General features: G+C 41.2%; 23 protein-coding genes and 2 tRNA genes. 12 read left to right on the plus strand and 13 right to left on the minus strand.

Annotated elements, in window-relative coordinates:
- Positions 1–99 precede the first annotated feature (99 nt).
- The 4 genes from AB1Z56_RS15125 to AB1Z56_RS15140 are packed head-to-tail and all read left to right on the plus strand — an operon-like array spanning position 100 to position 3,218.
- A complete protein-coding gene (locus AB1Z56_RS15125) occupies positions 100–1,122 on the plus strand; it encodes a LacI family DNA-binding transcriptional regulator (RefSeq protein WP_426789552.1) in 1,023 nt (340 codons plus the stop codon).
- A gap of 9 nt (positions 1,123–1,131) precedes the next feature.
- A complete protein-coding gene (locus AB1Z56_RS15130) occupies positions 1,132–1,707 on the plus strand; it encodes a hypothetical protein (RefSeq protein WP_426789553.1) in 576 nt (191 codons plus the stop codon).
- Position 1,708: 1 nt separating this feature from the next.
- Complete coding sequence (locus AB1Z56_RS15135) at positions 1,709–2,182, plus strand: hypothetical protein (protein ID WP_426789554.1); 474 nt, start codon at positions 1,709–1,711, stop codon at positions 2,180–2,182.
- 13 nt (positions 2,183–2,195) lie between these two features.
- Entirely contained in the window at positions 2,196–3,218 is a 1,023-nt protein-coding gene (locus AB1Z56_RS15140) for a WD40/YVTN/BNR-like repeat-containing protein (RefSeq protein WP_426789555.1), read from the plus strand.
- Between the two features lie 82 nt (positions 3,219–3,300).
- Here the strand turns inward: AB1Z56_RS15140 and AB1Z56_RS15145 are convergent, their stop codons facing one another.
- Both AB1Z56_RS15145 and glmM read right to left on the minus strand, forming a co-directional pair.
- The gene (locus tag AB1Z56_RS15145; protein WP_426789556.1) at positions 3,301–5,376 is read right to left on the minus strand and encodes a Na+/H+ antiporter; all 2,076 of its coding nucleotides are present in this window, start codon (positions 5,374–5,376) and stop codon (positions 3,301–3,303) included.
- Between the two features lie 88 nt (positions 5,377–5,464).
- On the minus strand, positions 5,465–6,847 hold the full coding sequence (gene glmM / locus AB1Z56_RS15150; protein WP_309362326.1) for a phosphoglucosamine mutase: 1,383 nt from the start codon (positions 6,845–6,847) through the stop codon (positions 5,465–5,467).
- A 200-nt stretch (positions 6,848–7,047) separates the two neighbouring features.
- Between glmM and AB1Z56_RS15155 the strand changes: the two genes are divergently transcribed.
- Positions 7,048–7,629 (plus strand): phosphatase PAP2 family protein, encoded by a 582-nt coding sequence (locus AB1Z56_RS15155; protein WP_309362324.1) that lies wholly within the window; start codon positions 7,048–7,050, stop codon positions 7,627–7,629.
- Positions 7,629–8,438, plus strand: coding sequence for a ZIP family metal transporter (locus AB1Z56_RS15160; protein ID WP_426789557.1), 810 nt, complete (start codon positions 7,629–7,631; stop codon positions 8,436–8,438). The genes AB1Z56_RS15155 and AB1Z56_RS15160 overlap by 1 nt, the downstream gene beginning before the upstream one ends.
- Positions 8,439–8,443: 5 nt before the next feature.
- Here the strand turns inward: AB1Z56_RS15160 and AB1Z56_RS15165 are convergent, their stop codons facing one another.
- Positions 8,444–8,893 carry a MarR family winged helix-turn-helix transcriptional regulator gene (locus tag AB1Z56_RS15165; protein ID WP_426789558.1) on the minus strand — a complete coding sequence of 150 codons (450 nt, stop codon included), beginning with the start codon at positions 8,891–8,893 and terminating at the stop codon, positions 8,444–8,446.
- Positions 8,894–9,021: 128 nt separating this feature from the next.
- On the opposite strand from AB1Z56_RS15165, the gene AB1Z56_RS15170 reads away from it, so the two are divergent.
- The 4 genes from AB1Z56_RS15170 to AB1Z56_RS15185 all read left to right on the plus strand — a co-directional run bounded on the left by AB1Z56_RS15170 (position 9,022) and on the right by AB1Z56_RS15185 (position 13,333).
- Complete coding sequence (locus AB1Z56_RS15170) at positions 9,022–9,261, plus strand: FeoA family protein (protein ID WP_182983575.1); 240 nt, start codon at positions 9,022–9,024, stop codon at positions 9,259–9,261.
- Positions 9,261–11,363, plus strand: a complete 2,103-nt coding sequence (gene feoB / locus AB1Z56_RS15175) for a ferrous iron transport protein B (protein ID WP_426789559.1) — start codon at positions 9,261–9,263, stop codon at positions 11,361–11,363. Before AB1Z56_RS15170 ends, feoB begins: the two co-directional genes overlap by 1 nt.
- Positions 11,364–11,369: 6 nt before the next feature.
- A complete protein-coding gene (locus tag AB1Z56_RS15180) occupies positions 11,370–11,531 on the plus strand; it encodes a FeoB-associated Cys-rich membrane protein (RefSeq protein WP_075993917.1) in 162 nt (53 codons plus the stop codon).
- A gap of 383 nt (positions 11,532–11,914) precedes the next feature.
- A complete protein-coding gene (locus tag AB1Z56_RS15185) occupies positions 11,915–13,333 on the plus strand; it encodes an amino acid permease (protein WP_426789560.1) in 1,419 nt (472 codons plus the stop codon).
- Positions 13,334–13,460: 127 nt separating this feature from the next.
- On the opposite strand, the gene AB1Z56_RS15190 is transcribed toward AB1Z56_RS15185, so the two are convergent.
- Together AB1Z56_RS15190 and mnmA are read right to left on the minus strand one after the other, a co-directional pair.
- The gene (locus AB1Z56_RS15190; protein ID WP_426789561.1) at positions 13,461–14,525 is read right to left on the minus strand and encodes a PA0069 family radical SAM protein; all 1,065 of its coding nucleotides are present in this window, start codon (positions 14,523–14,525) and stop codon (positions 13,461–13,463) included.
- Between the two features lie 185 nt (positions 14,526–14,710).
- Positions 14,711–15,802, minus strand: coding sequence for a tRNA 2-thiouridine(34) synthase MnmA (gene mnmA / locus AB1Z56_RS15195; RefSeq protein WP_046672147.1), 1,092 nt, complete (start codon positions 15,800–15,802; stop codon positions 14,711–14,713).
- 188 nt (positions 15,803–15,990) lie between these two features.
- Between mnmA and AB1Z56_RS15200 the strand changes: the two genes are divergently transcribed.
- A tRNA-Phe gene (locus tag AB1Z56_RS15200) sits at positions 15,991–16,063 on the plus strand.
- 42 nt (positions 16,064–16,105) lie between these two features.
- Positions 16,106–16,178 (plus strand) — tRNA-Phe (locus AB1Z56_RS15205).
- Between the two features lie 240 nt (positions 16,179–16,418).
- Here AB1Z56_RS15205 and AB1Z56_RS15210 read toward each other — a convergent pair.
- The 8 genes from AB1Z56_RS15210 to fucP all read right to left on the minus strand — a co-directional run bounded on the left by AB1Z56_RS15210 (position 16,419) and on the right by fucP (position 24,542).
- The gene (locus tag AB1Z56_RS15210) at positions 16,419–17,210 is read right to left on the minus strand and encodes an SDR family oxidoreductase (RefSeq protein WP_120336224.1); all 792 of its coding nucleotides are present in this window, start codon (positions 17,208–17,210) and stop codon (positions 16,419–16,421) included.
- A 180-nt stretch (positions 17,211–17,390) separates the two neighbouring features.
- Positions 17,391–18,218 (minus strand): amidohydrolase family protein, encoded by an 828-nt coding sequence (locus AB1Z56_RS15215; protein ID WP_426789562.1) that lies wholly within the window; start codon positions 18,216–18,218, stop codon positions 17,391–17,393.
- 25 nt (positions 18,219–18,243) lie between these two features.
- Positions 18,244–19,101 carry a fumarylacetoacetate hydrolase family protein gene (locus AB1Z56_RS15220; protein ID WP_309362304.1) on the minus strand — a complete coding sequence of 286 codons (858 nt, stop codon included), beginning with the start codon at positions 19,099–19,101 and terminating at the stop codon, positions 18,244–18,246.
- 41 nt (positions 19,102–19,142) lie between these two features.
- On the minus strand, positions 19,143–19,907 hold the full coding sequence (locus tag AB1Z56_RS15225) for an SDR family NAD(P)-dependent oxidoreductase (RefSeq protein ID WP_309362302.1): 765 nt from the start codon (positions 19,905–19,907) through the stop codon (positions 19,143–19,145).
- Positions 19,908–19,909: 2 nt separating this feature from the next.
- Positions 19,910–21,223: an alpha-L-fucosidase gene (locus tag AB1Z56_RS15230; RefSeq protein WP_426789563.1), complete on the minus strand. Its 1,314-nt coding sequence runs from the start codon at positions 21,221–21,223 to the stop codon at positions 19,910–19,912.
- 49 nt (positions 21,224–21,272) lie between these two features.
- Complete coding sequence (locus tag AB1Z56_RS15235; RefSeq protein ID WP_426789564.1) at positions 21,273–22,931, minus strand: UxaA family hydrolase; 1,659 nt, start codon at positions 22,929–22,931, stop codon at positions 21,273–21,275.
- A 2-nt stretch (positions 22,932–22,933) separates the two neighbouring features.
- Complete coding sequence (locus tag AB1Z56_RS15240) at positions 22,934–23,266, minus strand: L-rhamnose mutarotase (protein ID WP_309362296.1); 333 nt, start codon at positions 23,264–23,266, stop codon at positions 22,934–22,936.
- 10 nt (positions 23,267–23,276) lie between these two features.
- Positions 23,277–24,542, minus strand: a complete 1,266-nt coding sequence (fucP, locus tag AB1Z56_RS15245) for an L-fucose:H+ symporter permease (RefSeq protein WP_201669475.1) — start codon at positions 24,540–24,542, stop codon at positions 23,277–23,279.
- Between the last annotated feature and the right edge of the window lie 59 nt (positions 24,543–24,601).

Consider the following 24,601-nt stretch of genomic DNA (forward strand, 5'->3'; position numbering starts at 1 on the left):
TAAAAACAAAGGCGGAAACAAATATTGCAACCGGTTGCATAAAAGTAGGATATGTTTCTGAATTTTCAAAATATTAAATAAAATTATTTACTTTGGATCGTGAATAAAAAAACGACAATTTATGATATTGCCCGTGCGCTTGGTGTGACAGTCTCTACTGTATCACGCGCATTGAACAATGTGCCTACGATTAGCGAGGCGACACGAAAACTAGTGCTCGACAAAGCAAAGGAATTGAATTACAGCGTCAATAAGTTGGCCTCTTCTCTTTCCTCGGGCAAGTCCAATACCATCGGTGTCATTGTTCCTACCATGCAAATTCATTTTTTTGCAGAAGCCGTGCACAGTATTGAAAAAGAACTGAAGAAACACAATTACAGTCTCTTGCTTTACCAGTCAAATGAATCTTTTGAAGATGAGGTCAACGGCGTAAAAACTTTGCTGGAAGCGCAGGTAGATGGCATTATTGCCTCACTATCCCTGGAAACACAGGAAACCCGGCATTTTCAAGAAGTGATCAATCAGCGCAAATGCCTGGTTATTTTTGACCGTACCCATCAAGATATTCCTGCTCCCGTGGTCAAACTTGACGACTTTAAAGCCGGCTATCTTGCAACGCAGCATCTGATCGAACAGGGCTATAGAAACATTGCTTTTATCACGACAGACAAAGAAATTTCTATTTTCCAGGATCGTTTTCATGGCTTCGAAGCAGCACTAAAAGAGGCTCAACTTCCCCAGCAGGAAGACTTTATTGTGCGTGGCGACTTATCTATTGAAGCCGGCATCAAAGGCACCGAACAGATTCTAAAATCTGCAATCCAACCGGACGCCTTTATTGGTGGCGATGACTTTACAGCTGTCGGGATTATACAAGCATTAAAAACTGCCAATATTGCTATTCCAGCGACTGGTGTTATCGGTTTCGCAAACCAGACCTTTTCTTCCTTCATCACACCCACACTGTCAAGTATCGACCAGCAGGCAAACAAAATGGGGGAAGAATGTGCCAAGCTTTTTCTGAAAATGGTCAAACAAAAAAGTCCGTACGAAGCAATTGAACAGATTGTTCTTGATCCTATATTGATAAAAAGAAAATCTACCAATAGAATAGACAAATAATCAGTACCTTTGCCTAAATTTATTGAAATGCAAGCCCGGCAGAAATTTAGGATAATAAGCATCTGTTTATTATTTGTCATTCAGGCCCTTTTTTTAGTGGCCATCTTTGTAGAAAATACACATTCTTATATTGTATTAGCTTTTATCGGCCTACTATCCCTACTGATCTTATACAGTTACCTCAAGTCGCCCATTCACCATCACAGGCATGAATATGAATCGATAAAAATTGCTATTTGGGTACCTATAGGAGCGATTGCATCCTACTACTTCAATCAGATATTCGGTTTGGGTCCCGTCTTGGGAGCAGCACTGACAGGCACCCTGGCCTCCTTCATCCCCAACATCAACAAAAACTCAGCTTACCTGCCTCACCTTCCTGCAGCAATTTATTGTGGAGCATTTGTAGGAATGTCCAATGCGCAGGTGGCGCATGGGTTCTCTTTTATTTTAGCAGCCAGTATTTTTACAGCGATCTTTCTGATTGTATCGAAAAGTTTATTAAATGGCGTCGGCGGTAAACTGGGGACATTGGCCTTTCTAGGCGTTTCACTGACCTACCTCCTTTTATATATTTTTAAATAATATGGAAACATTCATTTTATACCTAGTTGGCATCATCGGGAGCACGGCGACATACTATGTCAATACCAAATTTCACCAAGGGGCAGTACGTTCATCAGCATTGCTAACATTACTTGTCGCAGGTTTTCTTCATTTCTTTCCACAAAGTGTTTCCCCCTATCTTGCACAATATATTCCGCCGATTTTCATAGGTGCATCATTTATAGGCATGGTATCAAAAAGTCAGTTATCAACCTATTTCGGTTTAGCCCTTGCCGGCGTTATCTTTACAACGATTCTGCTCAATACAAGCAAATTTTTTACCGGCTACGGTGGAGCACTGGGGACGTCTGCCTGTATTGCACTATTGGTCGTCTTAAGCATTCCTTATTTCAAATCACCACGGAAAATGACTGTTGGATTTCTGCAACTCCGTAAAACAATCCTAAAAAAACCACGGAAAGTTTCAAAAAGACAAGTAGATTTGTTTAAATAAACAGCATAACCACATGAAACCTTTATTTCTGAGCTTTATTATCCAAATCTTCTTTCTGAACCTGCTGAGTGCTCAGCAAGCTACAATTAACATCGTCAATCAAGAACGCAACAGCAGCTATCGGGGGCTAAGTGTAGTCGATGATGAAACCGTTTGGGTAAGCGGAAGCAATGGTACTGTTGGCTTAAGTACGGATGCCGGAAAAAACTGGCAGTGGGTCAATCCCATTGGCTATGAAAAAATCGATTTTAGAGATATCGAAGCATTTGATGAAAATGAGGCCCTTATTATTTCGGCTGGTTCGCCTGCCATTATCTTAAGTACACAGGATGGTGGTCGAAGCTGGAAAGAAGTATTCAGTGACAAGCGCCCGGAAATATTTTATGATGGATTTGCGTTTACGTCAAAAGGTGTGGGAATTGCCTTTGGCGATGCCATTAATGGCAAAATGCCGCTATTAAAAAGTATCGATTTCGGAAAGTCCTGGAAAGATATATCTGCCAATATGCACTTTACAATTGCCGATGGGGAGGCAGGTTTTGCAGCGAGCGGAACGTCAATATATTGCGATAACAACGGAACATACTGGATTGCCACAGGTGGAACTGCAGCCAATATATACAGCAGCAAGGATCACGGCAACACGTGGAAACGTTACAGTTGCCCCATGATTCAGGGAAAAAATAGCACGGGTCCTTTTTCAGTCGCATTTTACACGTCGAAAACCGGCATTGTGGTGGGCGGCGATTACAAGGACGATAAAAATAAAGACAAAAACAGCCTTTTGACCAATGATGGCGGCAAGACATGGTTTGCACCACAGACAGCCCCTGCTGGCTTTAAGTCGGCAGTCATTTATCTCTCCAAAAAACAACTAATCTGCACGGGGACCTCGGGTACAGACCGTTCGAATGACGGGGGTAAAAACTGGACACCTATCGGAAAGGAAAGCTTCAATGCCGTTCAAAAAGCAAAAAAAGGACAAGCTGTATTTCTGGCAGGAGATAAAGGAAAAATAGCGAAATTAGTATTATAAACTAAGTCGCTATTTTTCGCTTTTTTTACTGCGATACCAGCTCAATCTGCGGGAAGATCCGTGGACTTGTTCCTTCAATTATCTATTTACGCGATAAACGTGATTCTTCCAAATCCAGGGAATACTCGATCTCTTTAATAACATCACTGTCAAAGGCCTTGCTTTCCTTGATCTTATACAGGCCGTCACGACGTAGCGCCAAAAGTTCCAACATAATTTTATTATAGAGCCCCCTTACTGCAGAAAGCTGCGCACGTGTATCCTCCTCTTTCGCTCGTTCGGATGCATTTACGCTCCGGATGATCTGCTCTTTAACACGGGCAATTGTCTCATGCTCCAACATTTCCTTTGCGTAATGTTTATCCAGATACGCAATAGATTCTTTGCCAAGACGTACGCGGATCTCATCTATTTGTTCTTCCATCGAAACTTGTTCATCGACCTCCTCTATTTTGATCAGCTTGATCAGCAATGGCAAGGTAAGCCCTTGAAAAACAAGTGTCACCAAAATAACCACAAAGGTAATAAACAAGATCAGGTTACGGTGTGGAAAAGCCGTTCCATCGTATAAAGTCAAAGGGATCGCCAATGCTGAAGCCAGAGAAACCACACCTCGCATGCCGGCCCAGCCAACGACCAGCGGCAATTTCCATCCTGGACTCTTTTCCTTGATGCGGACCCGTTTGAATAATATCCTGGGAACAAAAGCCGAAAGATAAACGGCGATTAATCGCAAAACAATAACAATTACACAGATCGCCAATGCATAATCAATAGCTTCCTCCATGGAGTATTCCCCCAAACCATTGATGATCACCGGGAGCTCAAGTCCAATGAGGATAAAGACAAATCCATTTAATAGAAAACCCACTGTCGCCCAAACCTCTTTCGTTTGGATGCGCGTATGATAGTTGAGGTAATCCCCTGCCCGGAAGGAAAGAAATAATCCGCCACTAACCACGGCCAAAACTCCTGACCATTCAAAATGCTCCGCAACAATATACATCAAGTACGGCGCGATAAGGGTAATAGGAGTCGAAATACTCGACGATTTAGCGACATAACGCAAGAAAATATAGAGGATGTGACCTATGACCAAACCAACGACAACGCCCATGACCGATAACATCAAAAACTGTGTAGTCGCATTGCCCATGACAAACTGACCTGTAAGAATTGCGATGGATGCAAATCTAAACACGGTAAGCGAAGCCGCATCATTGACCAGGCTTTCTCCTTCCAATATCGCAATTCCCCGTTTAGGAATACTTACCCCTTTCAGGACAGAACTAGCAGCCACAGCATCTGGGGGAGAGATAATCCCGCCCAGCAAAAAGCCTAGCGCCAAAGTAAAGCCAGGAATAATACTGACCGAAAAGTAGGCAATGGCCAAGGAGGTAAAAAAGACCAAACCAAATCCCATGATAAAGATCGACCGGCGCCATTTTAGGAAATTCCCCCAATTGGTATACCAGGCCGCTTCGAAAAGCAAAGGTGGCAAAAACACCATAAATACAATATCAGGATCAACACTAATGACCGGGGCACCTGGAATCAAAGAGATCACCAGCCCCCCAATAACCAGAAGAATGGGATAAGAAATTTTCAAGCGCTGGCTCAGCACAAATAACATGGCCATAAAGAAAAACAGCACCATGACCAATAAGAGGTTGCTATGAATTTTCTGGCCAGCTTTTCCACCTACGGCAGCTTTTACATCCGCATAGGGAGCAGACATGGACATGCTATATTGACGAAGTTTCCACTCATTATCCAGCTTGCTCAATACTCCAACACCACGAAAAGACTTGGTATTGATCTTAAATGTTTCATCAAACCAGGCTGTTGTGCTATCTGCATTAAAACTGATATGCCGCTTGTCATAGGTATAAGTCCAGGCATTTTTAGGATTAAAATATTGATCAGAGAACTTATCTATATGCGCCTTATCCCACCTTTCGTCATGATCGGTTCCCAAAATAACGCCATCCGAAGCAATAACATTCAAAAATGGACCATACTTTACCTCGCCTGAAGACTTGTGCCATTGATCTAATAGCCTATTGATTTCTTCTATAGGTTGCTGGGCACTTATTGGCAAGGCAAATAAAATTAAACTAAGAAAACAATACGTACCTAAAATGATCTTTCTAATCATACATTATAAAACTTCGTAATCGCTCAGACAATACGCTTTCGCTGAGATCAGTCTTAAAACAAAAAGCTGCATATGCAGCTTTTTATCTCTATTTAATTATTTCTTCAATTTCTCTGATAATCTTCTGCGCGATCTGCTCAGCAGCTTCGGGCGTCGGCCCCTCAGAATAGATCCGAATAATCGGTTCGGTATTCGATTTACGCAAATGAACCCACTCATTTTCGAAGTCTATTTTCAGTCCATCAATTGTTGAATGGTCTTCATTTTTATACTTTTCCTCCATTTTGGCCAAGAGATTATCAATGTCCAATTCCGGAGTTAAGGTAATCTTGTTTTTTGACATAAAGTACTGCGGTAAAGAAGCACGGTATTCTGAAGCCTTTTTACCAAGTTTTGCCAAATGCGTCAAGAAGATAGCCACACCAACCAAAGCATCACGGCCGTAGTGGGATGCGGGGTAAATAACACCACCGTTTCCTTCTCCGCCAATTACCGCATCGACTTCTTTCATCTTTGTCACCACATTTACTTCACCCACGGCCGCGGCATAATATTCGCCACCATGCGCTTTCGTTACATCGCGCAATGCACGTGTGGAAGATAAATTGGAAACTGTATTTCCTTTTTTATGCTGCAATAAGTAATCTGCTACCGCAACCAATGTATATTCTTCACCGAATAATTCACCATCCTCCATCATGAAGACCAATCGGTCTACATCCGGATCCACAGCAATACCCAAGTCAGCGTTGTTTTCAAGAACCGCAGCGGATAAATCCGTCAAATTCTCTTTCAATGGTTCTGGATTATGCGGAAATTGACCGTTCGGCTCACAATGGATTTTATAGATTGTCTGCACACCAAGTGCATCCAACAACGCCGGTATAAATGTACCACCGGTACTGTTAACGGCATCCAAAGCAACTTTAAAATTAGCTGCTTTAATCGCTTCTTTATCCACATATTCTAAGGCCAATACAGCGTCAACATGCTTCTGTAAGTATGAATAATCTTTATGAACCTGCCCGATCTCTTCTACTTCCGAGAAGTCGAAGTCTAAGGATTCACCAAGCGCCAATACTTCCTGTCCTTCAACATCTGAAATAAACTCTCCCTTTGCATTCAACAACTTCAGTGCATTCCATTGACCAGGATTGTGCGAAGCAGTTAAAATAATACCGCCGGCCGCTTTTTCCATAGGTACAGCAATCTCCACAGTTGGAGTCGTTGAAAGACCCAGATCAACCACATCAACACCGATACTTTGTAAGGTACCAATCACCAAATTACTGACCATCTCTCCGGAAACGCGTGCATCTCTTCCAACAACAATTTTTTTGATACCACTCTGTTTGACAATTATTTTGCCATATGCGGCTGTAAACTTAACGATGTCTATTGGGGTAAGTGCCTCTCCCGCACGCCCGCCGATCGTACCGCGTATTCCTGATATTGATTTAATTAAAGTCATTTCTCTTGAATTGATTAACGTGTAAATTTAGCACAATGGCAATAAAATATCGAATTAAAATTATAATTAATGAATATTTAACGTATATTTGTTGCAACAAAGTTGTTTTTAAAAGAAACAACCGTTTGCAATGAAATTATTTTTACTTTTGAAAAGTGAGTTTTTAAAGTTTGGGAATTTCATTGTCATCAGCAACATTTATGATTCAACAATTAGTACACATCGATCAAGAGATTTTTCTTGCCATTAATCAAGGCTTGAGTAACCCCGTGTTTGATTGGTTATTGCCTATCTTGCGCAATCCATATACCTGGGCACCTCTGTATTTATTTTTGGTCATTTTTTTCATTAAGACCTATGGAAAAACAGGAATCCTAATTGTTGCCATGACCTTGGTTACCTTCGGAATTTCCGATGGTATATCATCTCATTTGATCAAAAAGACTGTAAAAAGGATTAGACCATGTAACGATGTGGAGTTTAAAGAAAATGTCAACATCCGTGTACGATGTGGCTCTGGCTTCAGCTTTACTTCCTCTCATGCGGCCAATCATTTTTCCCTTGCTTTTTTCTGGATTGTACTTTTCCGGAGAAGATGGAAACATGCGCTTTGGCTTTGTATTACCTGGGCAACCCTAATCTCAGTCTCTCAAATTTATGTTGGTGTCCATTACCCGTTTGATGTGCTTTGCGGTTCGGCCTTAGGTATCCTGGTCGGTTTGGCTACAGGCTACTTATTCAAACGGTTTGTACCGAGCTTTTTTAAAACTGAACACGTATAATGAATTCAATTTTATTGATTTTAATTTTATTCATACCTGCATTTGCAAGTGGAATTGCCGTATTTTTTGTACAAAAGAAAGGAACAAATTTTCTTAAACTCATCCTTTCTTTCAGTGGAGCCTATTTATTCTCCATTACCGTACTTCATCTTATTCCACATGTCTATCAGTCCAACAATACTTCACCTGAAGTACTGGGTATTTATGTGCTTGCAGGATTTCTCTTCCAGCTCTTTCTTGAACAGTTTTCGCAGGGGATAGAACATGGCCATATCCATACCGACAGTGATCACGGCCAGCACAATCATCGTTTTCCAATCGGTATTATGTTCAGTCTATGTCTTCATGCTTTCCTTGAGGGCATGCCACTTGCAGCAACACATCAGACTGAACTAGCACTAGGTATATCCATCCACCACATTCCGGCAGCATTTGCATTGGGAAGTATCCTAATAAGCACACATTTAAAGAAAAACACCATCCTCATTACACTAGCTTTATTTGCGGCAATGACCCCTTTTGGTTTTTTGCTGAGCAAAGCCATCAGTGCAGGTGAAGTAGGCAATATCCAGCAATATTTTGATAAAATCATGGCCGTGGTTATTGGTATCTTCTTGCACATATCGACAACAATACTTTTTGAATCGGGTTCCATTGACCATCATAAATTCAATAAAAAGAAAATGATTGCTGTGATAGCCGGTGTTGCTATAGCACTCGGAAGTTTCTTATTTGTCGGAGAACATGATCATGGGCACGATCAACACCAACAACCGCATGATCATGAACATCATGACCATGCGCATTAATTTCTTTAGCCGCGAAGTTTATCCAACAGTGCACTTAACGTCATTGCCTCTTCTTCGCTTATTCGATCGGGTAAAAGATCCTTCATTAACATATCCTCATCCAGATTCTTAAGAATCTCTTGACCCTTCTCGGTGATAAACAAATCCACAGCCCGTTTATCTCCCCCCGATTGACAACGTGAAACCAATTCTTTGGAAACCATGCGATCAATCATACGCGAAATATCCGGTGTAGTGCTCAACATTCTTGATTTAATCAGATTATTGGTTGCAGGCTTGGGATATTGGCCCCTCAATATGCGCAAGACATTAAACTGTTTCAAAGTGATCCCTTCTTTGGCAGCACGCTGTTCAAGCTCATTGTTAATCCAATTGTACGTATATAGAATATTTACCGTACAACGATGCCATTCATTGCTGAATTTACTTACTTTGATTTCGTCCTCAATCTTCATTCTGGTTGATAATTAATCGTTCTGGATAGTAAAGATAGCTGTTTTTTACTAAATACATAACTATGACATTAGAATCATTCTAAATGGTATAAATTCTGTATATTTGAAGAATTCAAAAAAACAGGCAGATGCGTAATAGAACTAGCTTAGATAAGCTAAAAAAAGGGGAAAAGGCGGTAATTATAGATTTTGATTCGCACGAAATTCCAGCTAAATTTTTCGAATTGGGGTTTATACCTGGTACTGAGATAGAAGTGAAACATATCGCTCCTTTAGACGGTCCCATATGTCTAAATATTAGTGCTAATAACGCCTTAATTGCTATCCGCAAATCAGAAGCTAAAGTCATCCTTATTGATCAGAAATAATGAATAACCCGATTATTGCACTTTTGGGTAATCCAAATGTGGGTAAAACATCGCTATTTAACCGGATTACAAAATTAAATCAGAAAGTAGGAAATTATCCCGGTATTACAGTCGAAAAACGTGAGGGGCAAGTAAAAGCCAACAACAAAATTTATCGTATTATTGATTTACCGGGAACATATACCCTGTTCCCAAGCTCACTGGACGAAGAAGTTGTATTCAACACTTTAGTCAACAAAGAAAGTAGTTTCAGACCAAATCTTGTTGTTGTCGTCGCTGAACCTACGAACTTAAAACGGTCTATTATTCTTTATCAGCAGGCCCGGGAACTCGGTCTGCCGGCGATCTTTGTCATCAACATGATCGATGAAGCCAAAGAAAAAGGAATTACCATAGATGTTCAAAAACTTGAACACTTATTAAACACAAAAGTATACGAAACCAACGCCCGTACGGGGCAAGGTATCGATCAGCTGATCAAAAACTTTGATGCTGTTCCGCCGATGTATATTAGCAAATTCAGCCTACCAAAGGAAGCCGATGCTGCACTGGAAGAAGCCAAACGCCTTTTTCCCCTAGATACCGAATACCACACTTGGCAATATTTAGCAAAGGGTGAGGTATCCTTTTTATCAAAAGAAAAAAATCAGGCCATTCAACAACTCCGTGACAAATACCAATTGCGGGCCGAAAAACTACAAAAAGAAGAAGCCATATTACGTAGTAAATCCTTAGATAGCAGTCTTGCTGACCTCTATGTAAAAGATGAAGCTTCCAATAAAAACAAAACCAATGCGATCGATAGCATCTTGCTTCACCCAATCTTTGGCTATGTCATTTTCTTTGGAATTCTTTTTCTGATCTTCCAGGCAATTTATACCTGGTCTGGACCAGCCATGGATTTTATCGATGGTTTATTTGGTGATCTTGCAGCCTATACACAAACAGCACTTCCTGCAGGACCTCTGACCGATTTGCTCAGCAATGGTATTATCAAAGGTATCGGGGGAATTGTGATCTTCATTCCGCAGATTGTTATTTTATACATCTTTATCTCGATCATGGAAGAAACGGGCTATATGAGCCGTGTTGTTTTCCTGATGGACCGCTGGCTGCGTCCCTTTGGTCTGAATGGAAAATCAGTGATTCCATTGATTTCTGGAGTGGCCTGTGCTGTTCCTGCGGTCATGTCTGCACGTAACATCGAAAATAGCAAAGAAAGACTGGTCACGATTCTGGTAACACCTTTTATGACCTGCTCAGCACGTCTCCCCATTTATATCGTTCTGATCGGACTGGTGATACCAGACACGAAATTAGGGGGCTTTCAAATACAAGGTATTGTATTGTTTGTGATGTACCTGCTTGGAATATTCGCAGCCCTGCTATCCGCAATTATTCTGACGAAGGTTATCAAATCAAAACACAAATCATTTTTAATCTTTGAACTCCCCACCTATAAAACTCCTGACTGGAAGAATGTTGCTTTAAATGTCTGGGAAAAAGCATCAAGCTTTGTCTTCGGCGCAGGTAAAATTATTTTAGCCATTTCTGTTATACTCTGGGCATTAGGTAGTTTTGGTCCAAACGACAAGTTTAGCCAAGCAGAAGAATATGTAACAAAAAATAACCCCAACCTGTCCGAAGCAGATTTGGAGCATGAAGTTTCATCTTATCGTCTGGAACACTCCTTCCTTGGCTATCTTGGCATGGCTATTGAACCTGTTGTTGAACCATTGGGCTATGACTGGAAGATGGGAATTGGTCTTATTTCTTCTTTTGCTGCCCGTGAAGTGTTTGTGGGAACCATGGCCACTGTATACAGCCTTGGTGACGAAGTGGATATCGAAGATGAAGCATCTAAAACAACGGTATTAGGTAAAATGAAAAGCGAAATTAACCGGAATACCGGCTTACCTGCTTACAATCTGGCTTCTGGCGTATCCTTATTGCTATTTTACGCATTTGCTATGCAATGTATGAGTACAATAGCGGCCGTAAAAAGGGAAACAGGCTCCTGGAAATGGACTTTAATACAGCTTGGTTTTATGACAGGCTTGGCCTATTTCAGCGCCTTAATTGCTTATCAACTTTTAAAATAAAAAGCTATGGATAATTTAACAGTACAATATCTCATCGTAGGAATTCTCGTTTTGGCGGCTGTGTGGTATGTCGTTAAAAACGTCCGAAAATCATTAAAGGGCAAGTCAAGCTGCTCGAAAGGCTGCGGATGTGACTGCAGCGTAGAAAAAACACAAAAAGCAAATTAATCTGCCTTTTTGAGTAGCATTTACAAATAAGATTTCGTTATTAGTTAGAGTGGCCAAAAATCACACTAGCTACTAATTCATAAAGCGCCGTATTTCCAAATTACGGCGCTTTCTATTTCATAGTCAAACATGGTCTCCGCCATTGTTTATAAAAAAACAACGAAATACAGTAAAACCACAACAGAATGTGCACAAATACCTAAGTGTTTTATTAACTTTATGCGCTTAGGGCAAAAGATGCGCTGGGAGTCACGTTATTCGTCGGCACATTATACAGCGGCAGCAATTTTGACCAATTCGATTCTGGTACGGAGTAAAGTCTTCACAGGTTTTCCCTGCCAAGGATCGGTCAAAACAGACTAATAACCGTATTAACCATACACATGGAGAAACAGAACAATAAGGAAGAATTAAAAAGAGGACTTCAAAATAGACATATTCAATTAATTGCACTGGGTGGTGCAATCGGAACGGGCTTATTTCTAGGTATCGGAAAGGCTGCCACACTAGCTGGGCCAGCTGTTATCCTCGGCTATGCTTTCGCCGGAATTATTGCTTTTTTTATTATGCGCCAATTGGGCGAGATGGTCGTTGAGGAGCCTGTTTCAGGAAGTTTTAGCTACTTCGCCAATAAATATTGGGGTTCTTTTGCGGGTTATGCTTCAGGCTGGAACTATTGGGTTCTGTATATCTTGGTGAGCATGGCCGAACTCACAGCAATAGGTGTTTATGTGCAGTTCTGGTGGCCTGAAATACCTCTATGGGCATCAAGTTTATTTTTCTTCTTTGCAATCAACGCCCTTAATCTTGCCTCTGTCAAAATTTATGGCGAGACGGAATTTTGGTTTTCCATTATTAAGGTTATTGCGATCATCGCGATGATTGTTTTTGGTGTTTACCTGCTTCTAAGCGGTACAGGAGGCGAGCAAGCAAGCCTCAGCAACCTGACTTCACATGGCGGTTTTTTCCCAAAAGGCTGGTTTAGCCAAACTGCGGACGGCAATTTTGAAGGCCTCCTTTCGGCAATGGCTTTGATTATGTTTTCTTTTGGTGGCCTGGAATTGGTTGGTATTACTGCTGCTGAAGCTGAACACCCCGAAAAGAACATACCGAAAGCAACCAATCAGGTGATCTATCGGATCTTGATCTTTTACGTCGGTGCTTTGATCATTCTTTTCTCTTTGACACCATGGACAAATATCACCGCAGATACGAGTCCCTTTGTACTTGTTTTTGATAAACTCAATGGATTTGAATTTACCATCTTTGGAAAGACTTTTTATTTCACTAAAATTATCGCAAATGCGTTAAATCTTATTGTGCTTACAGCAGCGTTGTCGGTTTATAACAGCAGTGTATATAGTAACAGTAGAATGTTATATGGTCTTGCAGAACAGGGTAATGCCCCTCGTTTTCTTTCAAAACTCAACAAAAATCATGCGCCGATCAATGCAATCTTGGTCTCGGCTCTGTTTGCAGCTGTCTGTGTATTTATCAATTATGTGGCACCCAAAAATGCACTGGAGATTCTAATGTCGCTGGTGGTGTCTTCACTGATTATCAACTGGGTAATGATCTCCATTACACACTTGTATTTCAGAAAAAATAAACTCGACGCGCATTTACGGACCAAGTTTCCATCCTTTCTATATCCCCTAAGTAACTATATCTGTCTGATCTTTTTGATCGCTGTACTTGGCATCATGTGGATAACAGGAATGAAACTTCCGGTAGAATTGATCCCTGCTTGGCTTATATTACTCTATGTGAGTTATCTTTTGATCAAAAGAAAGAAATCTTAGTTCACAGAACCTCGATCCTATCAATAAAAAAAGCCTGATTCATTGCATGAATCAGGCTTTTTTGCTAAAATTTAATACAGATATTCCTCCTCGAGAACAGCAAATTCATAATTGTCGCTCCAACCATCTAAAACAAGCCCAGCTGCGTGCCTGCATCGGGTAAGCGGAAAAGATCCCTTCTCAAGGATGGAAGTGTCCCATTATTCATATATTTCTTGACGGAAAGCTTGAATAAATGCTGTAAACTCTCGGCCATATGGCCATCCCCTTTTATCCTCCTTCCAAAATCGGTATCGTTAATTTTTCCACCATGGCAGGCTTCAATCCAATGTAATACCTTTTCAGCACGGTCAGGATAGTTCTGATAAAGCCAATCTTTAAAGATACCACCAATCTGTCCATTGAGCCGTACGATGGTATAAGAGGCCGTAATTGCTCCCGCATCTGCTCCCGAACGAATCAAATCTGAAATCTCATCACTATTGATCCCAGGAACGATGGGCGCCATCATCAGCATGACGGGTACACCTATCTCTGTCAATCCCTCGATCAGTTTCAACCGGGCCGATGCCGTTGCAGTACGTGGTTCCATTTTCTGACGTACCTCCTCGCGCAACGAATTGATGGTTACTGCAACGGAAACCAGATTGCGTGCTGCAAGCTCACGCAAAAGATCAAAATCCCGCCGCATCAGTACATTTTTGCTGATGATAGAGACCGGATGCTGGTATTTGACCATTAATTCTAAAAGCGAACGTGTGATACCCAGCTTCCGTTCAATAGGTTGATAACAGTCTGTATTGCCTGAAAGCATAATCAAATCGGGCTGATAGCTCGATTTTCTAAACTCCTGTTCGAGAAGCTGAGCCGCATTATGTTTTACTAAGATCTTACGTTCAAAATCCAATCCCGCACTGAACCCCCAATACTCATGCGAATTGCGCGCATAACAGTAAATACAGCCATGTTCACAGCCCTGATACGGATTAATGGATCTTTCAAAACGGAGATCCGGACTATTTGACTTAGAAATAATGGATTTTGGATGAGTCGGAATAAATTGTGTTTTTTCGCCCCCCAAAAACTCCTCATCCAACCCTTCAACATGCTCCTGCACGTATTGGTTAGAAAAAAATTTGTTATTGGGATTGATCTGTGCCCCTCTACCCTTAAAATATTCTGACGAATTCATAAGTTAAAATTACTAAAATTATTAGTAATAACAAATTAATATTTCTCAATATTTATAGTGGAAAGTGAATATCTTCGAATTTGAAGCCCAAATAAGTCGCATTTTAAACCAAACAAAAAATCCCTATACTGTCGTTACAGTATAGGGATTAAAATTCTTATGCTAGATCTCAGGTCAGATTCCTATTATTTCATTAAGAAACCACCACCGAGTAGATCATTGCCTTCATAAAAAACGGCCGATTGCCCTGGGGCAATACCTTTTACATTATGCACAAAGTCTATACGCACTTTGTCACCTTCTTGGGAGATGGTCGACAAAGCACCAGAATCTTTATAACGTACCTTTGAAATTGCTTCCATCGGTTGATCCAGTCCTGCATATTTCACAAAGTTCACATTGCGAACGTACGCGTGTGACTTTTCAAGTTCGTGTTCTTCACCCAATACCACCGTATTACTTTCTGGAAGGATTTCGATCACAAACATCGGTTTACCTAAGGCAATACCTAAGCCTTTACGTTGACCGATGGTGAAATAAGGGTAGCCAATATGTTTACCGACGACGGTACCATCAGAAAGGATAAAATTACCCGGACCAATTTGTTGATCCAAAGTAGGCACCTTATGTCTCAAGAATGCACGGTAATCGTTGTCAGGAACGAAGCAGATTTCGTAACTTTCAGATTTATTGGCCAATTCTTTTTGTCCCATATCCAAAGCCATCTGACGAATCTCCTTTTTTGTGAAAGATCCCAACGGAAATTGTGTGCGCGCAAGGTTCTCTTGTGAAACTCCCCACAAAACATAAGACTGATCTTTATTTTCATCCTTACCTTTGGAGATCACATAACGGCCATTGTCGTGCATACGAATATTTGCGTAATGTCCTGTAGCAATAAATTCACAGTCTAATTTGTCAGCGCGTTTCATTAAAGCCTCCCATTTGATGTGGGTATTACACAATACGCATGGGTTAGGCGTGCGTCCAGCAATATATTCTTCTACAAAATTATCAATCACAAAATCTCCAAACTCATCACGTATATCTAATATATAATGAGGGAAACCATAGTTTACGGCTAATGTACGAGCGTCATTGATACTATCAAGGCTACAACATCCGGTCTCTTTCGACGAACCACCTGCGGATGCATAATCCCATGTCTTCATCGTGATACCGATAACTTCATATCCTTGTTCGTGGAGCATGACAGAAGCAACGGAGCTATCTACCCCTCCACTCATTGCAACTAAAACTCTTCCTCTTTTACTCATCTCTAATTATTGAAATGCAAAGATACAGCTTATTCCTTTTTCTATATGTTAGTTTCTTGTAATTTTATCTCGATCAAAATCAACACGTTCGAAAAAAGTACGAAAATAATCTGCATAAAAGTTTTAGAATTCAAATTATCGGACTATATTTGCATCGCAATAGGGGAACAAACCCATAGCAAAAAAGCGGTGCCATAGCTCAGCTGGTAGAGCAAAGGACTGAAAATCCTTGTGTCCCTGGTTCGAACCCAGGTGGCACCACGCTTCAATCTGATGATCACAGATTTAAATAAAAGGTCAACTGGTGCCATAGCTCAGCTGGTAGAGCAAAGGACTGAAAATCCTTGTGTCCCTGGTTCGAACCCAGGTGGCACCACAAAAAAAGCTTGTTCATTGAACAAGCTTTTTTTGTTTTAGCTAACTGCATTTCATATAACTTCCCCTTCATCTCTGCTATATAGAACATTCACCATGTCCCTACTGCCCGAGTTCAATGACGATTTTTTCACTGATTGAAGGACAGTATCTAAAAACGATCATGGATTTTGGAAATGAACCGGAGTTGTCACTTTAAAAACCACACAAGTTTAATTTCCAAAATCCAATCGCTGCTCTGCTAGGATTCAGCAATAATAGAGCGATCCAGATGCACATAACCACCGTCCACATGAATCAATTGGCCAGTTGTATGACTTGACTTGTTAGACAGCAAAAAGACTGTTGTATCGGCGATTTCTTCTGCTGTCGTCATGCGATGCTCCAATGGAATGCGATCCGTAATTTTCTTCAAGGTCTCCTCCGGATTTGATAAGGTTTGAATCCAGGTATCGTATTGCGGAGTTGCACATTCTGCCACGATAATGGCATTTACACGAATCGAGTAAGGCAACAATTCTACAGCCCACTCGCGTGTAAGCGCATTGCGTCCACCATTGGATGCCGCATAAGCCGAGGTATTCCCCTGTCCCGTTTCACCAGTTTTGGACGAAATATTCACGATACTACCTTTAGAAGCTTTCAACGCATCCAAGGCATGATGTGCCATGAGGTAGTAGTGAATTAAGTTCTTATGCAGGGAAGCAACAAATTTTTCATAATTACCTGATGCTAATCCAACACCATCATTTTGTCCGGCATTATTCACCAAGCCATCAATGCGACCGTATACTTCCAATGTCTTTTGAACGGCTCTTTCACAATCTTCGGGTTTAGACAACTCTGCTTCAATACAGAGTGCATCCACACCAAATTGCTTGATTTCTTCCTTGACTTTTTCATTATCCGCCTGTTTACGACCAACAATGACCGGAATAGCCTGTTCTTTAGCTAACGCATGAACTACGGCCCGCCCGATTCCTTTTGCTCCGCCGGTAACAATAACAACTTTATCTCTTAAATGAAGATCCATAATACTTTTATTGAATGGTTTGTTTCATTGATTGTGATTAACATTCGCAACAATGAACTCGTTCTCTGGTTATTGATTAATTTATATTGGCGTTATTCAGCCCATTTATCCGGCTTCATGGCCAATAAAAAACTTCAGCATGTTATTTTTCCCTTTCATAACATGCTGAAGTTTTTCTTTTTAAAGATTATACACGCGTATAGCGTTCTCTGCCCAAAATGCGTTCTTCTCTGCAGCTGTAAATTGCCCCAATTTATCTTCAACTATAGCAATACTTTCTTCGTAAGATGCCGCCAATAGACATACCGGCCAATCTGACCCATACATAATGCGCTCCTTTCCAAAACGTGCAAAGATATGCTCCAGATATTGTTTAAAATCATCAAGCTTCCATCCCTCCCAATCGGCCTCCGTTGCAAGTCCAGAAACTTTACATACAACATTCGGAAAAGCCGATAGCGCATCGATAAACGTTGCCCACTCATCAAATGCCTTCGACTTGATTGGCGGTTTGGCAATATGATCCAACACAAATTGGAGATTTGGATTTTGCTGCACACAATCTAGCGTTGCTGCATAATGACGTGGACGGATGAGCAGATCATAAGTATAACCATAATCTGCCAATGCCTTCAGTCCATTTAGTACGGCAGGGCGGATAAGAAAATCAGGATCCGCTTCTCCTTCAACAATGTGACGAAATCCTTTGATGACCGTATCTGATTGATAGCCATCCAACTGTTGTCGAATATCTGCTGCTTGAAGATCAATCCAGCCCACAACGCCTTTAATAAAAGGATAATCATTAGCCAGCTGAACCAAATAAGCAGTCTCTTCTTTGGATTGATCTGCCTGAACAGCAACACTCCCTCCGAATCCATTTCGTTCAAGCACAAACTGAATATCTAAAGGGCTGAAATCACGTCTTATGACCTGCATTTCTTCGGTAATCCAACTATCTCTAATTGGGTCGAATTTCCAGAAATGCTGATGGGTATCTATACGCATAATGAAATGAAAACCTGATGAGCAATTAATTTTTTGAATACGCTACAACAGTCTGACGGGACTCCCCAAGACCATCTGCTCCTAACTCGATAACATCGCCAGGTTTCAAGTAAATCGGTGGATTAAATCCTAACCCAACACCTGCAGGTGTACCTGTTGAAATAACGTCGCCAGGCAACAAGGTCATAAATTTAGAAACATACGATACCACATGTGCTACCGAAAAGATCAAATCCTTGGTATTGCCATCCTGATAGGTTTTTCCGTTTACCTTTAACCATAGACGCACATTGTTGATATCTTTGATTTCCTCTTTTGTCGCCATGAAGGGTCCCATTGGTGCGAAAGTATCACATCCTTTTCCTTTATCCCAGGTACCGCCACGCTCCAACTGATACTCACGTTCAGAAACATCATTGTGCAACACATAACCGACCACATAATCTAAGGCCTCATGCTCTTCTACATAAGAGGCTTTTTTACCGATCACGATACAGAATTCCACTTCCCAATCTGTTTTTAGAGAATCTTTAGGAATCATCACATTATCGTATGGACCTACCAACGAAGTGGTCGATTTCATAAAGATGATCGGTTCAGCAGGAATAGGTGCATTGGTCTCCTTTGCATGGTCTAAATAGTTCAATCCAATACAAACAATTTTGGATGGACGGGCAAAAGGTGCTCCGATACGCTCGCCTTGAGGAACTTCAATCAACTTACCTTCATTTGCCTTCACAAATTCTTCTAAACGAGCTACACCATCCTCAGCAAAAAATTGCTCATTGTAATCACCACCAAATGCGCTTACATCGTAATTTACGCCATCGATCTGAACACCGATTTTCTCTTTGCCTTGAGCTCCAAAACGTATTAATTTCATTTTTATAGTATTGAGATAATAGATATTTTATTTTTAGCTTTTTAATTGTTCAATTTAATAAAACCACCATCAATTGGATAGTCATTTCCAGTAATAAAGCCCGCGTCGTCACTACACAGGAAAAGTGCTAATTTGGCAATTTCCTCCGGTTGTGCCATGCGGCCTATTGGCTGGCTTGCGGATAATTTCTCAAACATTTCTTCCTCTTTTCCAGGATAGTTTTTCGCGATAAATCCATCCACAAATGGCGTATGTACACGTGCAGGCGAAATGCTATTGCAACGAATACCGTAGGCCATGTAATCCCTTGCAACAGACATTGACATCGCGTAAATAGCACCTTTGCTCATCGAATAAGCAAAACGATCCGTGATACCAACCCATGCAGCGATGGATGCTAGATTAAGGATTGCTCCAGAACCCTGCGCTTTCATCATCGGCACGATAGCATGCAATGCATTGTAAGCGCCCTTAACATTCACATTAAAAACACGCTCAAAATCTTCTGATTGACAATTTTCCAAATTACCAACATGAGCAATACCTGCATTATTTACTAAAATATCAATTTTTCCGATATTTTGCGCTATAGCAGTAATTTCTTGCTGGTCAGTTACATTACAACGATTAAACACAGCCTGACCACCCAAAGCCAAGATCTCACCAACCACCGCATTACCACCGTCTTCATTCAAATCCAGAATATGAACTTTTGCTCCTTCTGCAGCAAATTGCAAACTGATCGCACGGCCTATCCCACTACCACCACCGGTAATTACAGCTACTTTTTGTTCTAATTTTCCCATTGTTATTTAATTGTTAATGTCAATACCAAATCTGCTTCATCTGTCGATGTTGGCAAATCCACGCGTAGACTATTGTTCTTATGACTAAACTTAATCTCTTTCTTTCCGATAAATGTGCTTACTTTTTTCACCTGATAAGGCAGGTTATTGATCAACAATTCCTTTTTATCCGTTTTAAACACATGTAGATACACCTGGTTTCCTTTTTTTGTCAACGCATAATCGTCTGTTGGCGACACAGCTCCCCCCTCTGTTCCATAGATTGTTTCACCATACAGCGATAGCCATTTTCCAAGTTCTTTCAAGCGCTCCTGTTGATAGTCCTGAATCTCGCCGTTCGGCATTGGACCTACATTGAGCAATAAATTGGAACCATGACCAGCTGCCTTGACCAGGTATTTCAACACTTCCTGAAAAGATTTTCGTGTCCGATCTTTCAGCTCAAATCCCCACGATCCTGCAATTGTTCCACATACTTCCTTCGGCAATTTCCCAACATCATGCGCTTTCGTGCCGAACCCAGTGGTATTCTCCCCAGGCAAATCACGTTCGAACATCTGAAAATCTTCACCTTCAAATGGTGCCAAATGGTGATTGTTACCGACCAAACATTGCGGCTGTAACTTATGAATCAATTCATAGATTTCTTTGAAATGCCAATCTTCATTGGGCTTGTCCCAATGACCATCAAACCAGATCCCATCGATCTCGCCATAATTGCTCAACAGCTCCGTTAATTGGCTTTTCATAAACTGGACATAATGATTCCAATCCCCTTTTGTTGAATCGCGGCCCGCAATGCCGCCGCCCGTTTTACCAACGGGTAGATAATCATCCCGGTGCCAATCTAAAAGCGAATAGTAGAACATCACTTTTATCCCTTCAGCATGGCAAGCTTCCACCAACTCTTTCACAATATCGCGTTTGAAGGGAGATTTCTTCACCACGTTATAGTCCGAAATCTGGCTATCCCACATCGAAAATCCATCATGATGTCTGGTGGTAAAGGTGATATACTTTGCTCCGGCCTGTTTAAATAACTTCGCCCATTCTTTCGCATTGAAAGAAATTGGATTGAAAAATTTAGGTAGCAATGCATATTCATCCAAACTGATATTTTGGTTGTTCATGACCCATTCACCATCTCCCAGCACACTATATACCCCCCAATGGATAAAAACTCCAAACCGAGATTGTTCGAACCATTCCCTATTTTTTAGATTTTCGGGACTCGGTTGATAATGTTGCTGGCTATAGCTCGCGGATACAGATCCCATCAGCAAGACCAAACCACAGATTACATGTTTAAGTTTCATATGTAAATAATTAGTTGTCATGGATTTTCAATAAACTTATTATACTCAACTACAATGAAACACCTCTACGCCATGGAATGAAATCGTCTTGACCCAACAACACCGCTTTTGGTTTCACTTCACCGGAAGCAACTTCTATCACATAATCCAAAATACGGTGTGCAGCCTCCTCAATAGTCTCTGTACCTTCGATAATGGTACCACAGTTCAGATCCAGGATATCGGGCATTTTCTCAAAAGTTTTGGTATTTGTCGAAAGTTTCACAACGGGTGTAATCGGGTTACCTGTAGGTGTACCTAGGCCCGTCGTAAACAAGACGATATTGGCACCTGCGGCCACCTCTGCAGTGGTACTTTCCACATCATTACCAGGAGTACATAGTAAGTTTAACCCCGGACCGTTGGCCAATTCAGGATAGTCAATCACCGCTGCAACAGGCGAGGTTCCTCCTTTTTTGGCTGCCCCTGCAGACTTAATCGCGTCAGTAATTAAGCCATCACGAATATTGCCCGGAGAAGGATTCATATAGAAACCCGAGCCATCAGCTTCGGCTTTTGCATTATAAGTACGCATCAGCGACATAAAACGCTCCGCAGTTGGCTCATCGATACAACGATCACTCAACTCCTGTTCCACGCCACATAATTCAGGGAACTCCGCCAGAATCACCGATCCGCCTAAAGTCACCAAAATATCCGATACAAAACCGAGCGCAGGATTGGCAGAGATACCCGAGAATCCGTCCGAGCCACCACATTCCAGTCCAATACACAATTTGTCCAATGTCGCTGGTTTGCGCTCATTTTTATCAGCTTGCATCATCCCCGCAAAAGTTGCCTTAATAGCCTTTTGCATAAGTTCCTTTTCAGTTCCTTCTTTCTGCTGCTCGAAAATATATAGCGGGCGATCAAAACCCGGGCTTCGCTTTTCAATTTCCGCCTTCAGAATTGAAGCTTGCGCATGTTGGCATCCTAAACTCAATACGGTTGCCCCCGCAACATTCGGATGGGTAATATAGCCAGCCAACAGACCACATAAAGCATCCGAATCCATACGTGTTCCACCGCATCCCATCTCATGATTCAAAAACTTGATTCCATCGACATTTTTGAATAAGCGTTCCTGCTCACTGGAAGTCGAATTAGCAAGTAGATCCTGACTGAGAATCGCATTTACATCGGCACCAGACTTATATAAACCAATGAGGTCTTCTACCTCAGAGACATAATTATTCGCTTTTACTTTATAGCCCAGCTTCTCCTCAAAAGCAGCTTTCAAGGTCAATACATTTCTATTTTCGCAAAAAACCAACGGGATAACCAACCAGTAATTGGCAGTTCCAACAGTCCCATTTGAACGGTGGAATCCATTGAACGTTTTATCTTTAAACGCAGAAACATCAGGTTTTGTCCAAGCTGTCTTGCGGTTCCCCATTCTAAAATCTTCCGACGCATGGCGCAAGTTTTCAGTCGTAATGAGTTCCCCTTCAGCTAAAGATGTATTCAATTTCCCAACCAGAACACCGTACATTAATATCTCGGTATCTTGTTCCATTGGCTGTATGGTGAATTTATGTTTGGCAGCAACAGCTTGCTTTAATGTAAATTCCTTACCCTCAAAAACAACCGTTGTTCCTGCTGCCAAGTCCTGTAATGCAACAAGGACATTATCCATCGGATGGATCTGTAAATAGCGCTGTATAGCCATAATTATACTAATTCAAATATTTTGGTCATCATTACCCATTTCTCCCCCGGTTTTGCCCCCGGAATAGCCGCCTGATATTTCCACATCAATTGTTCCCACTCCTGCACTTTTTCATTGGCAGCATCCATAGCCGATTTTTTCTCAAATGAAAAGTTTTCGCCTACCTCCATGTTCATAAACAATCTATTTTCAAAACGGTAGATCTCCATCTGCAGAATACCTGCATCCAGAATCGAGCGTTTTATTTCCGGCCACACTTCACGGTGGTAATCCTCATATTCCTTGATCAATTGTGGATCGTCCACAAGATCCAAAGCCATGACATATCTTTTCATTATTAACTAATTAATGTGATTTAAGATTTTCCGTTTCCGCAATACTGACATTTCTATTTTGGAAAGCAAACAACAAGACAACAATAAAACAGACCAATGGTACAAAATAACCATATTGGAAATGTCCTGTTTTATCGGAGATAAAACCTAATATTGGAGGCAACAATGCGCCACCAACAATAGACATAACGATCAAACTAGACGCTGATTTAGTATCGGCACCGATACCTTGTACACCAAACGCGAATATTGTCGGAAACATAATGGACATAAAGAACGCAATGCCAATCAGCGCATATAGGGTCTGAATACCCGATCCGAAGATGACAAATAGGGATAGAACGATCGCTATAGCGGAATAGATGATCAGGAGCTTGGATGCAGACACAAAACGCATAAAAAATGTACCGATAAACCTGCCCAACATAAAAGCCAATCCAGCAAACCCAGCATAGTCGGCACCATCCTTACCCGATATGCCGGCAGCTTCTGTAGCATATAATACGAGGAAGCTTAAAATACAAACTTGTGCTCCCACATAGAAAAATTGAGCCACCACTGCCCAACGCACATTTTTATGACGCAACGCATGAAAAAAACCAGCTCGACCTTCTTCCTCAGCATCTTTGATATCAGGTAATCTGGTAAAGAAAAACAACGCAGCAATCAATAAGATCAATATCCCTAGTACCACATAAGGCAATTTCACAGCAGCTGTTTCCGACTGAATATACGCCATCTTTGCCTGCTCAGCCATTTGCGCCAGTTCTTCCTGTGATTTAGGCTCATGTGATAAAATAAATTTTCCTCCAAAAATCGGAGCAACAAAGGCCGCTAACCCATTAAAGGACTGCGCAAAATTAAGTCGCTGTGCCGACGAAGCTGGATCTCCCAAAATCGCTACATACGGATTTGCTGCAGTTTCCAAAATCGTAAGACCACAGGCTACAACGAACAAGGCTCCCAAAAAGAAAACATAACTTATCGTATTGGCCGCAGGTACAAAAAGAAAACAGCCAATGGCAAAAAAGATCAATCCGATCAGAATACCAGCTTTATAGCCATATTTTTTCATGATAATTCCAGCAGGAATCGCCATCACAAAATAAGCGATAAATACAGCCGAATCGACTAAGGAAGCCTGGAAATGGGATAAACTAAACGCATTCCTCAAATGCGGAATTAAGATTGGATCAAGGTTATGAATAAATCCCCAAAAAAAGAACAAGGATGTCACCAAAATCAAAGCAAATGCGTAACTCTTTTTATTCGTCATATTTTTCAAATGGTTATAAGTAGTTATTTAATGTAAAATAAGCTTAAAAATGCTAGACA

It is taken from the genome of Sphingobacterium sp. WOUb80, assembly GCF_050058145.1.
Classification (GTDB): Bacteria; Bacteroidota; Bacteroidia; order Sphingobacteriales; family Sphingobacteriaceae; genus Sphingobacterium.

What these genes read in the sequence shown, in the direction of transcription:
- AB1Z56_RS15135 (WP_426789554.1), top strand. Translation starts at nt 1,709, where the DNA reads ATGGAAACATTCATTTTATACCTAGTTGGCATCATCGGGAGCACGGCG.
- AB1Z56_RS15140 (WP_426789555.1), top strand. Translation starts at nt 2,196, where the DNA reads ATGAAACCTTTATTTCTGAGCTTTATTATCCAAATCTTCTTTCTGAAC.
- AB1Z56_RS15145 (WP_426789556.1), bottom strand. Translation starts at nt 5,376, where the DNA reads ATGATTAGAAAGATCATTTTAGGTACGTATTGTTTTCTTAGTTTAATT.
- glmM (WP_309362326.1), bottom strand. Translation starts at nt 6,847, where the DNA reads ATGACTTTAATTAAATCAATATCAGGAATACGCGGTACGATCGGCGGG.
- AB1Z56_RS15155 (WP_309362324.1), top strand. Translation starts at nt 7,048, where the DNA reads ATGATTCAACAATTAGTACACATCGATCAAGAGATTTTTCTTGCCATT.
- AB1Z56_RS15160 (WP_426789557.1), top strand. Translation starts at nt 7,629, where the DNA reads ATGAATTCAATTTTATTGATTTTAATTTTATTCATACCTGCATTTGCA.
- AB1Z56_RS15165 (WP_426789558.1), bottom strand. Translation starts at nt 8,893, where the DNA reads ATGAAGATTGAGGACGAAATCAAAGTAAGTAAATTCAGCAATGAATGG.
- AB1Z56_RS15170 (WP_182983575.1), top strand. Translation starts at nt 9,022, where the DNA reads ATGCGTAATAGAACTAGCTTAGATAAGCTAAAAAAAGGGGAAAAGGCG.
- feoB (WP_426789559.1), top strand. Translation starts at nt 9,261, where the DNA reads ATGAATAACCCGATTATTGCACTTTTGGGTAATCCAAATGTGGGTAAA.
- AB1Z56_RS15180 (WP_075993917.1), top strand. Translation starts at nt 11,370, where the DNA reads ATGGATAATTTAACAGTACAATATCTCATCGTAGGAATTCTCGTTTTG.
- AB1Z56_RS15185 (WP_426789560.1), top strand. Translation starts at nt 11,915, where the DNA reads ATGGAGAAACAGAACAATAAGGAAGAATTAAAAAGAGGACTTCAAAAT.
- AB1Z56_RS15190 (WP_426789561.1), bottom strand. Translation starts at nt 14,525, where the DNA reads ATGAATTCGTCAGAATATTTTAAGGGTAGAGGGGCACAGATCAATCCC.
- mnmA (WP_046672147.1), bottom strand. Translation starts at nt 15,802, where the DNA reads ATGAGTAAAAGAGGAAGAGTTTTAGTTGCAATGAGTGGAGGGGTAGAT.
- AB1Z56_RS15210 (WP_120336224.1), bottom strand. Translation starts at nt 17,210, where the DNA reads ATGGATCTTCATTTAAGAGATAAAGTTGTTATTGTTACCGGCGGAGCA.
- AB1Z56_RS15215 (WP_426789562.1), bottom strand. Translation starts at nt 18,218, where the DNA reads ATGCGTATAGATACCCATCAGCATTTCTGGAAATTCGACCCAATTAGA.
- AB1Z56_RS15220 (WP_309362304.1), bottom strand. Translation starts at nt 19,101, where the DNA reads ATGAAATTAATACGTTTTGGAGCTCAAGGCAAAGAGAAAATCGGTGTT.
- AB1Z56_RS15225 (WP_309362302.1), bottom strand. Translation starts at nt 19,907, where the DNA reads ATGGGAAAATTAGAACAAAAAGTAGCTGTAATTACCGGTGGTGGTAGT.
- AB1Z56_RS15230 (WP_426789563.1), bottom strand. Translation starts at nt 21,223, where the DNA reads ATGAAACTTAAACATGTAATCTGTGGTTTGGTCTTGCTGATGGGATCT.
- AB1Z56_RS15235 (WP_426789564.1), bottom strand. Translation starts at nt 22,931, where the DNA reads ATGGCTATACAGCGCTATTTACAGATCCATCCGATGGATAATGTCCTT.
- AB1Z56_RS15240 (WP_309362296.1), bottom strand. Translation starts at nt 23,266, where the DNA reads ATGAAAAGATATGTCATGGCTTTGGATCTTGTGGACGATCCACAATTG.
- fucP (WP_201669475.1), bottom strand. Translation starts at nt 24,542, where the DNA reads ATGACGAATAAAAAGAGTTACGCATTTGCTTTGATTTTGGTGACATCC.